Below are 14,341 nucleotides of genomic sequence, written 5' to 3'. Positions count from 1 at the left end.
CCTCCTCTGGCGAGATATCACACTCTTTTTCCCGTCCAGGAGGAAGCTAAACTGAGGTGAATGGAATTGAGTCATACCGACCACATTAAACATAAATTAGCGCTGCTCCCGGACGAGCCGGGTTGTTATCTGCATAAAAACGAATATGGTGAGGTCATCTATGTAGGGAAGGCGAAAAACCTCAAGAATCGGGTCCGTTCTTACTTCACGGGCGCACACGACATCAAGACGATGCGTCTCGTCGCAGAGATTCGTGACTTCGAGTACATCGTGACGGCGAGTGAACTCGAGGCGTTATTACTCGAAATGACGCTCATCAAAAAGCACGACCCGAAGTACAACATTCGCCTCAAAGACGACAAAACGTACCCATATATCAAGATTACGAACGAACCATATCCGCGTCTATTGACGACGCGGAAATTGAAAAAAGACGGCGGACATTACTTCGGACCGTATCCGAACGCCTATGCGGCGAACGAGACGAAACGTCTACTCGATAAACTGTATCCGCTGCGGAAATGTCAGCCGATGCCTAAGAAACTCTGTCTGTATTATCATATCGGGCAATGTTTAGGTCCTTGTGAGCTGGCGGTCGATACGGATTCGCAAAAAGAGATCGTCAATGAGATCCGGCGCTTCTTGAACGGGGAGACGGCTGAAACGCTCACGAAGCTGAACGTCGAGATGGGACGTGCCGCTGAGGATATGCAGTTCGAGCGGGCGGCTGAACTACGCGATCAAATTCGAGCAGTCGAATCGATTATGAACAAACAGAACATGATCACGGCCGACCCGACGGCCCGTGACGTCTTCGGCTATACGCTCGACCGAGGCTGGATGTGCGTCCAAGTATTCTATATGCGTGGCGGGAAGATGATTGAGCGAGATGTCTCGCTCTTCCCGATGCATGGAGAGCCTTCGGAAGAACTCGAAAGTTTCATCGTTCAGTTCTATGAACAAAACGTCGTGCCAAAAGAAATTCTCGTACCCGAGACGGTCCGGCTCGATTTACTGAATGACGCCATCGGAACGAAAGTGATGCAGCCGAAACGAGGGGCAAAGAAACAGTTGCTTGATTTAGCAACGAAGAATGCGACAATCGCCTTAAACGAGAAGTTCGAGTTGCTCGCCCGAGATGAAGAGCGGACGTTGCTCGCGATGCGTGAACTCGGGGAAGCAATCGGCATCCCCAACTTGTCACGTGTCGACATCATCGACAACGCGAACATCCAGGGGGCGGACGCCGTGTCGGCGCTCGTCGTCTTTGAAGACGGGAAGCCGCTCAAAAAAGAATATCGGAAATACAAGATTCGGACGGTTCAAGGACCGGATGATTACGAGACGATGCGTGAAGTCGTCCGTCGACGATTCCGCCGTCTTTTGACGGAAGACAAGCGATTACCCGATCTCCTACTGATCGATGGGGGGATTGGACAATTAAACGCGGCGCTCGACGTCATCCAAAACGAGTTCGGGCTCGACTTGCCGGTTGGCTCGCTCAAAAAGGATGACCGACATCGAACGAGCCAACTGTTGTTCGGGGAAGGTGGGCGCGTTGTCGAGCTGCATCCACGCTCGAGCGCTTTTTATCTGTTGCAGCGGATGCAAGATGAGGTTCACCGTTTCGCCATCACGTTCCACCGCAGCTTACGGACGAAGAAGATGACGAAGTCGATCCTCGATGAAATTCCGGGTGTCGGTCCGAAACGCCGTCAACAGCTTATCCGCCATTTCGGGTCGATGAAACAAATCCGTCTGGCATCACTCGAACAATTGAAGGAAGCGGGATTGCCGGAAAAATTAGCGGAGACCGTGCTTCAGTACGTGCACGAGGAGACGGATGAATGAGACAGATTACGACAGACGTGGAGAATACAATCGCTTCATTCGTGAGAGCGATTGATGAATTTCTACCAACCGTTCAGCATATATATATTCATGGATCATTAGCGATGGGTGGTTTTCATCCGAAACGAAGTGATGTAGATTTGTTGCTCGTCGTATCAAACGCATTGACTCGGGAGGAACGACAAAAACTCATCGACTGCTGTCTCTCGTACTCCAACGAACCATATCCGCTCGAACTGAGCATCATGACGATGGCGCAGCTAAAAGATTGGTATCATCCAAGTCCTTTTGAGTTTCACTATAGTGAAGGGTGGCGTTCACGTTTTGAAGAAGCTAGTAGGGAAGAAAGAACCGAATTGCAACAAGGATTCACCGATCCTGATTTGGCGGCTCACGTCCAAGTGATTTTAGAGCGTGGTATCACATGGCGAGGGCAACCACTTCATAAACTCCTTTCTGGATTCGATTCAGCTCATTTTTCTGATGCGATTCGAGCGGATGCGCTCGATTGTCTTGACTCGATTGAAGAACAGACGGTGTATAGCGTATTGAACTTGATACGTGGCCTGGCCTATGAACAAGAACGTGTTCTGCTCTCAAAACAAGAAGCACTCCGTTGGTTAGTGAATAACGGACATTTTCCAGGAAATATTGTCGAAGTTGTTCGTAAGGCGACTCGGAGCTATGAAGGGGGAAGTGTGACGTTTCATCGACAAGAACTCAATGAATTCCGTCGCTACATGCGTCAACAACTTCAGCGGAAACAAAAATAAGAGTCGATGCGTTTGGCATCGACTCTTATTCGTAGTCGTCTTTTCGGTCTAGTTGGACGGTGATTTGGACAGCTTTTCGGGTTGGATCGGCATACCCTTCCGCGACGCACTGGAAACGACCTGCAATCTGTTCGGCTAAAAATCCGGCTTCAAGCTGATAGTATCCTGTCGCTTTGGCCTGAGTCGCAGGTGGTGGGATCAATTCATATGTAAACTTGCTCCCACGTTCCTTCTTGATTGTCAACTCGCCCCAACCTGCCTCTGCGAAGAAAGCAGTCAGTTCATCGTCGGACATCGTCGGGAATTTACGGGCGACCCGTTTTCCTGACCAATAGATGACTTGGGCGTAATCTTCGCCAAGCAAATCCGTCAACACATAGTCGCGAAGCAGTTCAATCGCGAAAATTGGTTGGCTCATCGTTTCCATTCTATCCCATCACTCCAATCTCTCTATATCATTATAACGACCAATTGGAATTTGGTCATCCTGTATTTTTGAAAAGAATGTGGCACAAATCGGCTAGGTTGTCTTGTCATACAATTTTCACAAGAGTAGAATAGGAGACAGAAAGCTATATCTGCATTTGAAAACGCTTTTATTGACAATACGAGCCAATGCTCGTGAAAAGGGGGAACTAGAATGGCAGCGCATCGTGACTACTTCAGTCGTAAAGTCCATTCGCTACTTGGGGTCATTCCAATCGGTTTGTTCTTGATCGTCCATTTGTCGGTCAACTACTACATCGTCGATGGGGTGGAGTCATTCAACAAAGCAGCAAAATTCATGGTGAACTTACCGTATTTGTACTTCCTTGAAGTGACAATTATCGCATTGCCGATGATTTTCCACGGGGTGTACGGCGTGTACTACGCGTTTCTCGGGTCAATCAACTCGAATCGCTATTCATACGCGCGCAACTGGTTGTATCTCTTCCAACGCTTCACAGGAGTTTTCCTCGTGATCTTCATCGCTTGGCACGTTTGGGAAACGCGTCTTGCGAAATTGCGCGGGGTAGAAGTCAATGCGGAGATGATGCAAAACATCGTCGACAACCCGCTCATGTTGATCTTCTACATAGTCGGAATCCTTTCGGCTACGTTCCACTTCGCGAACGGTCTTTGGTCGTTCTCGATCACGTGGGGTATCACACAGTCACCTCGTTCGCAACGTCTCATGAGCTACGTATCAGGTGTCGTGTTCTTGGCACTATCTTTTGTCGGCATCCGTTCGATTTTGACGTTTGCAGGCATCTTGTAATTAGGGGGAATTTTACATGGCAAATCAAAGTTTGATCGTCATCGGTGGCGGTCTAGCTGGACTCATGGCGACAATCAAGTCGGCAGAGATGGGTGTTCCGGTAAAACTATTCTCGCTTGTACCGGTCAAGCGTTCACATTCAGTTTGTGCCCAAGGTGGGATTAACGGGGCCGTCAACACGAAAGGGGAAGGTGACTCTCCTTGGCAACACTTTGACGACACGGTCTACGGAGGCGACTTCCTCGCCAACCAACCGCCTGTCCAAAAGATGGCGGAGAATGCTCCGAAAATCATTCACATGTTCGACCGGATGGGCGTCATGTTCAACCGTACGCCAGAAGGTCTCTTAGACTTCCGTCGTTTCGGTGGAACGCTTCACCACCGTACGGCATACGCCGGAGCGACGACAGGACAGCAACTTCTCTATGCACTCGATGAGCAGGTTCGTCGTTACGAAGCGCAAGGTCTCGTCGAGAAGTATGAGGGCTGGGAGTTCCTTCGCGCCGTCATCGACGAAGAAGGCATCTGCCGCGGTGCGGTATGTCAAGATTTGCGCTCGATGGAAATTAAAGCGTTCCCATCGGACGCGGTCATCTTGGCGACAGGTGGCCCAGGGGTCATCTTCGGTAAGTCGACAAACTCGGTCATCAACACAGGACAAGCAGCGGCAGCGGTTTACCGCCAAGGCGCAGTTTACGCGAACGGGGAGTTCATCCAGATTCACCCGACGGCGATTCCAGGGGATGACAAACTTCGTCTCATGAGTGAGTCGGCTCGTGGAGAAGGTGGACGTGTCTGGACATATAAAGACGGGAAGCCGTGGTACTTCCTCGAAGAGAAATATCCAGCATACGGAAACCTCGTACCGCGTGACATCGCAACACGTGAGATCTTCGACGTATGTGTCAACCAAAAACTCGGCGTCAACGGCGAGAACATGGTCTACCTCGACTTGTCTCACAAAGACTCGAAAGAACTTGACATCAAACTTGGTGGAATCCTTGAAATCTACGAGAAATTCGTAGGCGACGACCCGCGTAAAGTACCGATGAAAATCTTCCCGGCAGTCCACTATTCGATGGGCGGACTATGGGTCGACTACGATCAGATGACGAACATTCCGGGTCTCTTCGCAGCCGGTGAATGTGACTACTCGATGCACGGTGCGAACCGTCTAGGTGCGAACTCTCTTCTTTCAGCCGTTCATGGCGGAATGGAAGCAGGGCCTGCGGCAGTCAACTACATGCGTGGTCTCGATCAAGCGACAGAAAGCGTTTCAGAAGCGCTCTTTAACTTCAACGAACGTGAAGAAATCGAGCGATTCAACAACATCCTTGCGATGGATGGAACAGAGAATGCGTATCAGATTCACCGTGAACTCGGTGAACTCATGACGGACAACGTCACAGTTGTTCGCTACAATGACAAACTTGAAGCGACCGACAAGAAAATCCAAGAATTGCGTGAACGTTTCCATAAGATTTCAGCTACGGATACGGCACGTTGGAGCAACCAAGGGGCATCGTTCATTCGACAACTCGACCACATGCTCGACCTCGCACGCGTCATCACACTTGGCGCGCTCAAGCGGGACGAGAGCCGTGGTGCCCATTACAAACCGGAGTTCCCGGAACGTAATGATGAGCAGTTCATGAAGACGACGATGGCACGTTACAAAGATGGGGAAGTCGATATCTCGTATGAAGACATCGATGTTTCGTTAATCCCGCCACGTAAACGGGATTACTCGAAGAAAGGGGCGAAGACGAAATGACGACGCCAATGCAATCTGAACAAAAAGACATCCGCTTCATCATTGAACGCCAAGATGGACCGGATCAAGCGACGTATACGGAAGAATTCACGGTACCATACCGTCCAAACATGAACGTCATCTCGGCATTGATGGAAATCCGCCGTAACCCGGTCAACGCGAACGGGGACAAGACGACACCAATCAACTGGGACATGAACTGTCTTGAAGAAGTATGTGGTGCCTGTTCGATGATTATCAACGGGAAGCCGCGCCAGTCGTGTACGGCACTCGTCGATAAACTCGAGCAACCGATTCGTCTTGCACCGATGAAGACGTTCCCGGTCATCCGTGACCTTCAAGTCGACCGTCAACGCATGTTCGACGCGTTGAAAAAAGTGAAGGCATGGGTTCCAATCGATGGCACATACGACCTCGGTCCAGGACCGCGTATGCCGGAGAACAAACGTCAATGGGCGTACGAACTATCGAAATGTATGACATGTGGTGTTTGTCTTGAAGCGTGTCCGAACGTGAACGACAAATCGGACTTCATCGGTCCAGCGGCGATTTCGCAAGTCCGACTCTTCAACTCACATCCAACAGGTGCCTTCCACGCGGAAGACCGCCTCGAAGCACTCATGGAAGACGGCGGCATCATGCAATGCGGAAACGCACAAAACTGTGTCGAAGTTTGTCCGAAGGGCATCCCGCTCACGACGTCAATCGCTTCGATGAACCGTCAAACGACGCTTCACTCGTTCAAACAGTTCTTCGGTAGTGACAAAGGTCGCACCGGTTCTGCGGTCGAGGCGTAAGCGAGCCGATGACCAAGTACTTTCGAGAGCCAGGTTGGGAAACACGTGTCAAAGCAGGTGTCGCGCTCGATGTGAAAGTCCGCTTTTCGGAGTGCGACCCGTATGGTCACATGAACAACACAATTCCGTTCATCTATTTCGAAGATGCCCGGATCGAGTTGTTAGAGGCGACAGGATTCTCTTTAAAGGACGGATTCGTCGTTGTCGCCGATGCGCAATGTGACTATGTTCGACAAGTCATGCCACGTCAACAGCTGACTGTGCATGCCAATATCTTGACGGTCGGAAACACTTCATGTGATATTCATTACGGGGCATATGACGGAGAGCAACTCCTTTTCGCCGGACGGACAAGCCTCGTTCATTTAACGAAGGAAGGTCGTCCTACGGAATGGACTCCGGAATATAAAAACCGCTTGCAGAATTTTTGCGAATCCGCTATCATTTGATAATGAGTTCACAAACAAAAAATATTCTGCTGGTTCGCCTGTAGAATTGAATTTTGAAGGGAGACCATCATCTCATGGAAAAAACGTTCACAGTCGTTGCTGATTCAGGAATTCACGCTCGTCCAGCTACTCAGTTGGTTAACACAGCTTCTAAGTTCCAATCAGACATCAACCTCGAGTACAATGGTAAAACAGTTAACTTGAAGTCGATCATGGGTGTACTTTCACTCGGTATCGCAAAAGATTCTACAATCAAGATCACTGCTGAAGGTGAAGATGCAGAAGAAGCGATCAACACGCTTTCTGACATGCTCACTAGCGAAGGTCTTGCTCAGTAATTCGGGTAAGGGACGAGGCGCCACTGGCGACCTCGTCTTTTTTTGTCATGGGAACGTTTCTTTTTCAGTCCGAGGTTTTTTGGTAAGATAGGTGAGAATGGAAGTGATGAAAATGAAACGAGCGATTGGAGTCCTCGATTCAGGAGTCGGCGGGTTGACGGTAGTCAAAGAATTGATGCGCCAACTCCCTAAAGAAGAGATCGTCTATATCGGAGATACTGAGCGCTGTCCGTACGGGCCGCGTCCGCACGATGAGATTGAAGCATATACATGGGAATTGATTGAATTTTTATTGAAGAAAGACGTTAAAATGATTGTCATCGCCTGTAATACGGCGACAGCGGTCGTATTGAAAGAGGCGCGCAAACGTCTCGACATCCCGGTCATCGGTGTCATCGACCCGGGTGCCCGCGCGGCTGTCAAAGGGACGCGTAACAAGCATATCGGTGTCATCGGTACGAAGATGACGATTGAGAGCGGTTCATATGAAAAGGCGTTACGTCACGTGGCAGGTGAGGTCGATGTGTATTCACTCGCGTGCCCACCGTTCGTCCCGCTCGTAGAGGCTGGAGAAGTGTCTGGAGAGCGCGTGCGTCAAGTTGTGGATGAAACACTTCGTCCACTTCAGCCATCCGAGATGGATACGTTGATTCTCGGTTGTACGCATTACCCACTCCTTGCCCCAGTCATTCAAGATGTAGTCGGACCGGACGTCCACCTCATCTCATCAGGTGACGAGACGGCGCTTGAAGTGGCTGCGATGCTCGATTATCAGGAACTTGAAAACGGGTTGGATGCAGTCCCGGCACATGCCTTCTATGCGACGGGTGATATCGAACTATTTGACCGACTCGCGAGCGAATGGCTCGGGCGTCCGGTTCATGCGGAGAAAGTCGAGGTGACCGGCATTGCGTGATACGAGACGATTTGATGAACTGCGCGCAGTCGAGATTGTGCCGCACGTGAACAAACATGCGGAAGGGTCCGTTTTAATTTCAATCGGCGATACGAAAGTCATCTGTACCGCAACTGTGGAAGAGCGCGTACCAAATTTCCTTCGTGGAAAGAAACAAGGTTGGATCAATGCAGAATATGCGATGCTACCACGGGCGACGGGAGACCGTACTGTCCGGGAATCGGTACGTGGAAAACAATCGGGACGAACGATGGAGATTCAGCGTCTGATTGGCCGGTCGCTCCGCTCTGTCGTGGACTTAGAACGTCTCGGTGAACGGACGATTTGGGTCGACTGCGACGTCATTCAAGCGGATGGTGGGACTCGGACGGCTTCCATCACAGGTGGCTTTTGTGCGCTCGTGTTGGCCGTCGACCGCTTGATTCGCCAAGGGAAACTTGAAGATACACCGATTAAAGAAGGGGTGGCCGCAATTTCGGTCGGGCGAACGAACGAGCTTGTCTTAGACTTGGATTACCTAGAAGACGCTGCGGCAGAGGTCGATATGAATGTCGTCATGACGGCAAGCGGACGATTCGTCGAAGTACAAGGTACAGGGGAAGAGGCGACGTTCACGCTACAAGAGATGAACGAGATGCTCGCGCTCGCGCAACACGGCATCGAATCATTATTCAAGACGGCGGAAGCGGCACTCGGTGCTTCTTGGTGGTACGTCGGAGAACGTTCGGAGGAGACATTATGAAGTTGATCATTGCGACACACAATCCTGGAAAAGTGAAAGAACTCGAAGGAATGCTGACGCCGCTCGGGTTCGAGGTCGAATCACTACTCGACTATCCGGATGCACCAGAGACGGATGAGACCGGCACGACGTTTGAAGAGAACGCGGCGTTAAAAGCGACGGAGGCGGCAGCTTACTTTGGGCATGCCGTTCTGGCGGACGACTCCGGTCTTGAAGTCGACGCACTTGACGGGGCACCGGGAGTATATTCAGCCCGCTTTGCAGGTCCAGAAAAGTCAGACGAGGCAAACAATGCACTTCTTCTTGAAAAATTGAACGGAGAAACGAATCGTACGGCTCGTTTCGTCTGTGCGCTCTGTCTCGCAAAATCGAGCGGAGAGACGTTGACCGTTCGTGGAACGATCGAAGGGACAATCGGTTATTCCCCACAAGGCGAAAATGGCTTCGGATACGATCCACTCTTTATCGTCCCATCGCTTCATAAGACAGCGGCAGAGTTGGAGCGTGACGAGAAGGCTGTCGTCAGCCACCGTGGACAGGCACTACGAAAACTGGAGGCAGAAATCATACCATTCATGAAAGGATGAAGCTTATGCGTTTTCTAATAGTGAGTGATAGTCATGGTTTGACGGAAGAGTTGACGACGATTTTTGAAAGGCACGAGGCGGAAATTGATGACGCCTTCCATTGCGGGGATTCACAACTCGCCCTTGTCGATGAACATTTGTTACCTTATCGAACGGTTCGGGGGAATTGTGATTTCGGTGGAGATCTTCCCCACGAACGCATCGAGACGACGGATGCCGGTACGATTTTAATCGTTCACGGGCACCATCATGACGTCAAATTCGATTTGAACCGTCTACGGTATCGAGCGGAAGAAGTGGGAGCGAATGTCGTCTTGTTCGGTCACTCGCATGTGGCGGGTGCGTTGATCGAGGACGGGGTTGTCTACATCAACCCAGGTTCGATTCGCATGCCGCGAGGACGAACGGACAAAACGTATGCGTTACTCGATCTCGAAGCAGGGGAAGCAACAGTGCGTTTCTATCGTTCAGAAGACGGTTCTCACGTCGAAGACTTGGACATCTCAGGAAAACTATGAGTTTGGAATGGGAAATCGATTGACAGGAAACCATTTTTCTATTATAGTTTTCATGTCAATGTCCCAATAGCTCAGCAGGATAGAGCAACGGCCTTCAAGACAAATAGGAGCCTTTATAGGGAAACAGAAACCTATAAAGTGGACGACACTATATCGGTGAAGCCTTAACAGATGATGCTGATGGTAATACCGAGGAAACTCATTCCCGATTGGGTCGAGTTGATTCGAATGTCTATGCATGTAGAGGTAGAATCAATGGAGGAGCATCATGCTCGTGAGGTTCCGTAGAGACTACACGTGTCGCACCTGAAACGGTGAAGATATAGTCCAGACTACAAACAACACGATGTTGGTGACGAAAGTCATGGTGGTAAGCTAAGCCGTCGGTCGGGGGTTCGAATCCCTCTTGGGACGCTTCCATTAAAATAGAGACGCTCTCTACGGAGAACGTCTCTTTTTTCATTTTCCGGGAAATCGATTGACAAGGAATCGCGTCCTAACGGAAGATGAAGGGGAATGGAAGAGAGGGTGAGGGAAGATGGAGAAGGAAAAGGATCAGGACTATCCGTTCCCTGGGAATTGGGCGCGTCTGCATAAGATGATTCAGGAGGCAGATGCTTCTGGGGAACGACAGCGGATCGAACCGATTTTATGGGATTGGTATCAGACGATTCCAGGTGACCCGTTTATTTTCATGGAAATCTTCCAATGTGCAATGGAACGGCCGGACGACCCAGAGACACTCGAGAAGCTGCAGGAACTCGTCAGCATCCATATGTCCGAGGCGGAAGAACCGGCCTCAGGAGGTTTGCAGATTGCGCAGTATTACATCATGCGGGACCAACCTTTTGAAGCGGCGCACTGGATCAACCAGTATCTCGAATGGCAGGACAAGAAGGATACGGTCAACACACAAGCACATCAGGTGCTTCAAGTGTTGAAGATGACGGAGTTTCCGGCGGCAATTGCCAAATTGAAACGAACGCTGACACGAGGGAGTACGGGGGAACAGATTGAAGCATTACAACATGTTCACTTTCAAATCGACCCGGTGCTCGACAATGTGCTACATGAACTGCTCGTGTCGGAGCGTCCGAAGCTCGTCAAACTGATCGTGTTGGAAAAAGCGTTCGCCGAACTAGATGTCATCGAATGGACGGATGGGGACGTTTCGAACAAGATGACACGAACAGAAGCAAAAGCGCAGATTGAAACATGGGAGAAGACCGTCTTTTCACTTCAAAAATCAGTTGAAGGCGATGAGATCGGGACCCAGCTGTTGATGAATTACATGTATACGCATTATCCGTATGTACCGGCCGAAAAAGCGGATGTGGAACAGGCGCTCGTACAGGCGAAACAAGCGATTTTACATGACGAATCAGTCGACGGTTTAGCTGCGGAGATTTTAGAGGCGGATCTTCGCTTTACACAGGCGTTATTAGACTAAATCCTTGTGTGCTTACCGAGGATTTATGCTATAATACGGATTGTTGTACATTTTTGTACGGTATAAACGAATTGTTGGAGGGACTTAGCATGACAGCAAAATGGGAAAAAACATCAGGTAGCCAAGGCGTACTCACGTACGAAGCTCCTGCAGAAGCTTTTGATAAAGCAGTTGACGCCGCATTTAAAACAGTCGTCAAAGACTTGAACGTGCCTGGCTTCCGTAAAGGTAAATTGCCACGCCCAATGTTCAACAAAATGTATGGAGAAGAAGCACTCTATCAAGATGCGCTCGACATTCTCTACCGCGACACGATCCAAGGTGCGGTTGAAGAAGCTGGTTTCGAACCAATCGCTCTCGAAAACATCGATGTAGACGGTACGCTCGAGAAAGGCAAACCAGTCGCTTTCAAAGTGACATTCGTGGTTGAGCCAGAAGCTGAGCTTGGCGAATACAAAGGCCTCGAGTACGAAGCTGTTTCAACTGAAGTAACAGAAGACGAAGTAACAGCAGAACTTGAAGCACTTCAACAGCAAGGCGCAGAACTCGCTGTTAAAGAAGGTGCAATCGAAAACGGCGATACAGCTGTATTTGATTTCGCAGGTTTCGCTGACGGTGAGCAGTTCGAAGGCGGCACAGCTGAGAACTACACACTCGAAATCGGTTCTGGTCAATTCATCCCGGGATTCGAAGAGCAAATGATCGGCATGACTGCTGGTGAAGAAAAAGACGTTGAAGTAACATTCCCTGAAGAGTACCACGCTGAAAACTTGGCGGGTAAACCAGCGACATTCAAAGTCAAACTTCACGAAGTCAAAACAAAACAAGTTCCTGAACTCGACGACGAGTTTGCAAAAGACATCGACGAGTCTGTTTCGACACTCGACGAGTTGAAAGCAAGCATCCGTGAGCGTTTAGAAGCTGGTAAGAAACAAGAAGCTGAAGGTACAATGCGCGACCAACTCGTAGAACAGGCAACTGCTAACGCGACAATCGACGTACCGGAAGTTCTCGTTGAACAAGAAGTAGACCGCATGGTACAAGAATTCGGTTCACGTGTATCTTCACAAGGAATCGACCTTAACATGTACTTCGAGCTCACTGGTACTTCTGAAGAAGCAATGCGCGAAGAGATGAAAGAGCAAGCTGAAGAGCGCGTAAAAGCTCGTCTCGTCTTGAAAGCAATCGCTGACAAAGAAGCAATCGAAGTATCTGACGAAGATGCTGAGAAAGAGCTTGAAGAAATGTCTAAACTTTACAACATCGCACCGGACCAACTCCGTACGATGCTCGCTCCGCAAGGTGGACTTGAGACACTTAAAGGTGACCTCAAATTCCGTAAAGCGATCGACATCCTCGTTGAAAACGGTAAAGCGAAGTAAGCTGATATTCGAAGGGACGACTGCCTAGCGGTCGTCCTTTTTTCTGTCACAGTACATTGCATGTGTAATTCTTTGAAGTCGCAATATGTTCATGCTACAATTATTTCAACGCAGAGATGTAAAATGTCTTTTCGCGGTGCATCGCACCAGAAAATACAAATCGCGATTTATCGCACTTACATCCATTTTCACCACAGAAGGGGTGTATCGAATGTTCAAATTTAACGAGGAAAAGGGGCAACTCAAGTGCTCGTTTTGCGGAAAATCGCAGGAACAAGTTCGTAAGTTAGTCGCCGGTCCTGGCGTATACATTTGCGATGAATGTATCGAACTTTGCAATGAAATCGTTGAGGAAGAGCTCGGTGTAGAGGAAGAAGTCGAATTTAAAGACATTCCAAAACCACAAGAGATTCGTAACATCCTAGACGATTATGTCATTGGTCAAGACCGCGCCAAACGTGCGCTTTCAGTTGCTGTCTATAACCACTATAAACGGATCAACGCTGGTGGCCGTTCGGATGATGTCGAACTTGCGAAGTCGAACATCGTCATGATTGGACCAACGGGTAGCGGAAAAACGCTTCTCGCTCAGACGATGGCTCGCGTCTTGAACGTCCCATTCGCAATCGCGGATGCGACGAGCTTGACGGAAGCAGGTTACGTCGGGGAAGACGTTGAGAATATCTTGCTTAAATTGATTCAATCGGCTGACTATGATGTCGAGAAGGCTGAAAAAGGGATCATCTACATCGATGAGATCGATAAGATTGCCCGTAAGTCTGAAAACCCATCGATTACGCGTGACGTATCCGGTGAAGGCGTTCAGCAGGCGCTCCTTAAAATTCTTGAAGGCACGACAGCAAGCGTACCGCCACAAGGTGGACGGAAGCATCCGCATCAAGAATTTATCCAAATCGACACAACAAACATTCTCTTCATTGTCGGTGGTGCATTCGCCGGCATCGAATCGGTCGTCAAACGCCGAATCGGGAAGAAAGTCATCGGTTTCGGAAACGACCAAGAGAATCGCGAGTTGACGCAAGAGGACTTGCTCGCCCGCGCACTCCCTGAAGACCTTCAAAAATTCGGCTTGATTCCTGAGTTCATCGGACGTTTGCCAGTCATGGCGACGCTCACGACACTCGATGAGGAAGCGCTCGTTGAAATCTTGACGAAGCCGAAAAATGCTCTCGTCCGTCAGTACGAGAAAATGCTCGAGCTTGACGATGTCGAATTGACCTTCACAGACGAAGCATTGATCGAAATCGCCAAACTTGCGATCAAACGTAAGACTGGCGCGCGCGGTCTCCGCTCGATTATCGAAGAAATGATGCTCGATGTGATGTTCACTGTCCCATCGCGTGACGATATCGAGAAAGTCATCATCACGGATGAAACGATTACGGGTCTTGCCGGTCCGAAATACGTCCTTCGTGACGGTACTGTCGAACAGACAGGGGACAACAAAGAGACAGCATAATTCTTTAACGAAGAAGGCTCAAACAC

15 protein-coding genes are annotated in these 14,341 nt (G+C 49.6%); 14 read left to right on the top strand and 1 reads right to left on the bottom strand.

What is annotated here, in order from left to right; translation table 11 throughout:
* Positions 1-60: 60 nt before the first annotated feature.
* Complete coding sequence (gene uvrC, locus KNO61_RS06950) at positions 61-1,851, top strand: excinuclease ABC subunit UvrC (protein ID WP_214872844.1); 1,791 nt, start codon at positions 61-63, stop codon at positions 1,849-1,851.
* On the top strand, positions 1,848-2,624 hold the full coding sequence (locus tag KNO61_RS06945; protein ID WP_214757226.1) for an aminoglycoside adenylyltransferase domain-containing protein: 777 nt from the start codon (positions 1,848-1,850) through the stop codon (positions 2,622-2,624). Before uvrC ends, KNO61_RS06945 begins: the two co-directional genes overlap by 4 nt.
* 25 nt (positions 2,625-2,649) lie before the next feature.
* Here the strand turns inward: KNO61_RS06945 and KNO61_RS06940 are convergent, their stop codons facing one another.
* Positions 2,650-3,042: a YslB family protein gene (locus KNO61_RS06940; RefSeq protein ID WP_230233887.1), complete on the bottom strand. Its 393-nt coding sequence runs from the start codon at positions 3,040-3,042 to the stop codon at positions 2,650-2,652.
* 222 nt (positions 3,043-3,264) lie between these two features.
* Between KNO61_RS06940 and KNO61_RS06935 the strand changes: the two genes are divergently transcribed.
* From KNO61_RS06935 to clpX, 12 genes are all read left to right on the top strand, one after another.
* Complete coding sequence (locus tag KNO61_RS06935) at positions 3,265-3,882, top strand: succinate dehydrogenase cytochrome b558 subunit (RefSeq protein WP_214684758.1); 618 nt, start codon at positions 3,265-3,267, stop codon at positions 3,880-3,882.
* A gap of 16 nt (positions 3,883-3,898) precedes the next feature.
* Entirely contained in the window at positions 3,899-5,656 is a 1,758-nt protein-coding gene (gene sdhA / locus KNO61_RS06930) for a succinate dehydrogenase flavoprotein subunit (protein WP_015881103.1), read from the top strand.
* Between the two features lie 8 nt (positions 5,657-5,664).
* Complete coding sequence (sdhB, locus tag KNO61_RS06925; RefSeq protein WP_193343274.1) at positions 5,665-6,453, top strand: succinate dehydrogenase iron-sulfur subunit; 789 nt, start codon at positions 5,665-5,667, stop codon at positions 6,451-6,453.
* An 8-nt stretch (positions 6,454-6,461) separates the two neighbouring features.
* Positions 6,462-6,902: an acyl-CoA thioesterase gene (locus KNO61_RS06920; protein ID WP_074032771.1), complete on the top strand. Its 441-nt coding sequence runs from the start codon at positions 6,462-6,464 to the stop codon at positions 6,900-6,902.
* A 74-nt stretch (positions 6,903-6,976) separates the two neighbouring features.
* The gene (locus tag KNO61_RS06915; RefSeq protein ID WP_015881106.1) at positions 6,977-7,240 is read left to right on the top strand and encodes a phosphocarrier protein HPr; all 264 of its coding nucleotides are present in this window, start codon (positions 6,977-6,979) and stop codon (positions 7,238-7,240) included.
* Positions 7,241-7,352: 112 nt separating this feature from the next.
* Positions 7,353-8,156, top strand: coding sequence for a glutamate racemase (gene racE / locus KNO61_RS06910; protein WP_275059971.1), 804 nt, complete (start codon positions 7,353-7,355; stop codon positions 8,154-8,156).
* Positions 8,149-8,898: a ribonuclease PH gene (gene rph / locus KNO61_RS06905; RefSeq protein WP_214757222.1), complete on the top strand. Its 750-nt coding sequence runs from the start codon at positions 8,149-8,151 to the stop codon at positions 8,896-8,898. The genes racE and rph overlap by 8 nt, the downstream gene beginning before the upstream one ends.
* Positions 8,895-9,485: an XTP/dITP diphosphatase gene (locus KNO61_RS06900; RefSeq protein WP_214872843.1), complete on the top strand. Its 591-nt coding sequence runs from the start codon at positions 8,895-8,897 to the stop codon at positions 9,483-9,485. Before rph ends, KNO61_RS06900 begins: the two co-directional genes overlap by 4 nt.
* A 5-nt stretch (positions 9,486-9,490) precedes the next feature.
* Complete coding sequence (locus KNO61_RS06895) at positions 9,491-10,003, top strand: metallophosphoesterase family protein (protein WP_214872842.1); 513 nt, start codon at positions 9,491-9,493, stop codon at positions 10,001-10,003.
* Positions 10,004-10,541: 538 nt separating this feature from the next.
* Entirely contained in the window at positions 10,542-11,453 is a 912-nt protein-coding gene (locus tag KNO61_RS06890) for a hypothetical protein (RefSeq protein ID WP_214684746.1), read from the top strand.
* A gap of 89 nt (positions 11,454-11,542) precedes the next feature.
* The gene (gene tig, locus KNO61_RS06885; protein ID WP_015881112.1) at positions 11,543-12,835 is read left to right on the top strand and encodes a trigger factor; all 1,293 of its coding nucleotides are present in this window, start codon (positions 11,543-11,545) and stop codon (positions 12,833-12,835) included.
* 211 nt (positions 12,836-13,046) lie between these two features.
* Positions 13,047-14,315, top strand: a complete 1,269-nt coding sequence (clpX, locus tag KNO61_RS06880; RefSeq protein ID WP_015881113.1) for an ATP-dependent protease ATP-binding subunit ClpX — start codon at positions 13,047-13,049, stop codon at positions 14,313-14,315.
* Positions 14,316-14,341 lie beyond the last annotated feature (26 nt).

The organism is Exiguobacterium sp. s140 (assembly GCF_018617035.1).
In the GTDB taxonomy this organism is placed as follows: domain Bacteria; phylum Bacillota; class Bacilli; order Exiguobacteriales; family Exiguobacteriaceae; genus Exiguobacterium; species Exiguobacterium profundum.
The sequence above is the reverse complement of the archived record's forward strand: the minus strand, read 5'-3'. Positions and strand labels throughout refer to the sequence as shown.

What these genes read in the sequence shown, in the direction of transcription:
- uvrC (WP_214872844.1), top strand. Translation starts at nt 61, where the DNA reads ATGGAATTGAGTCATACCGACCACATTAAACATAAATTAGCGCTGCTC.
- KNO61_RS06945 (WP_214757226.1), top strand. Translation starts at nt 1,848, where the DNA reads ATGAGACAGATTACGACAGACGTGGAGAATACAATCGCTTCATTCGTG.
- KNO61_RS06940 (WP_230233887.1), bottom strand. Translation starts at nt 3,042, where the DNA reads ATGAGCCAACCAATTTTCGCGATTGAACTGCTTCGCGACTATGTGTTG.
- KNO61_RS06935 (WP_214684758.1), top strand. Translation starts at nt 3,265, where the DNA reads ATGGCAGCGCATCGTGACTACTTCAGTCGTAAAGTCCATTCGCTACTT.
- sdhA (WP_015881103.1), top strand. Translation starts at nt 3,899, where the DNA reads ATGGCAAATCAAAGTTTGATCGTCATCGGTGGCGGTCTAGCTGGACTC.
- sdhB (WP_193343274.1), top strand. Translation starts at nt 5,665, where the DNA reads ATGCAATCTGAACAAAAAGACATCCGCTTCATCATTGAACGCCAAGAT.
- KNO61_RS06920 (WP_074032771.1), top strand. Translation starts at nt 6,462, where the DNA reads ATGACCAAGTACTTTCGAGAGCCAGGTTGGGAAACACGTGTCAAAGCA.
- KNO61_RS06915 (WP_015881106.1), top strand. Translation starts at nt 6,977, where the DNA reads ATGGAAAAAACGTTCACAGTCGTTGCTGATTCAGGAATTCACGCTCGT.
- racE (WP_275059971.1), top strand. Translation starts at nt 7,353, where the DNA reads ATGAAACGAGCGATTGGAGTCCTCGATTCAGGAGTCGGCGGGTTGACG.
- KNO61_RS06900 (WP_214872843.1), top strand. Translation starts at nt 8,895, where the DNA reads ATGAAGTTGATCATTGCGACACACAATCCTGGAAAAGTGAAAGAACTC.
- KNO61_RS06895 (WP_214872842.1), top strand. Translation starts at nt 9,491, where the DNA reads ATGCGTTTTCTAATAGTGAGTGATAGTCATGGTTTGACGGAAGAGTTG.
- KNO61_RS06890 (WP_214684746.1), top strand. Translation starts at nt 10,542, where the DNA reads ATGGAGAAGGAAAAGGATCAGGACTATCCGTTCCCTGGGAATTGGGCG.
- tig (WP_015881112.1), top strand. Translation starts at nt 11,543, where the DNA reads ATGACAGCAAAATGGGAAAAAACATCAGGTAGCCAAGGCGTACTCACG.
- clpX (WP_015881113.1), top strand. Translation starts at nt 13,047, where the DNA reads ATGTTCAAATTTAACGAGGAAAAGGGGCAACTCAAGTGCTCGTTTTGC.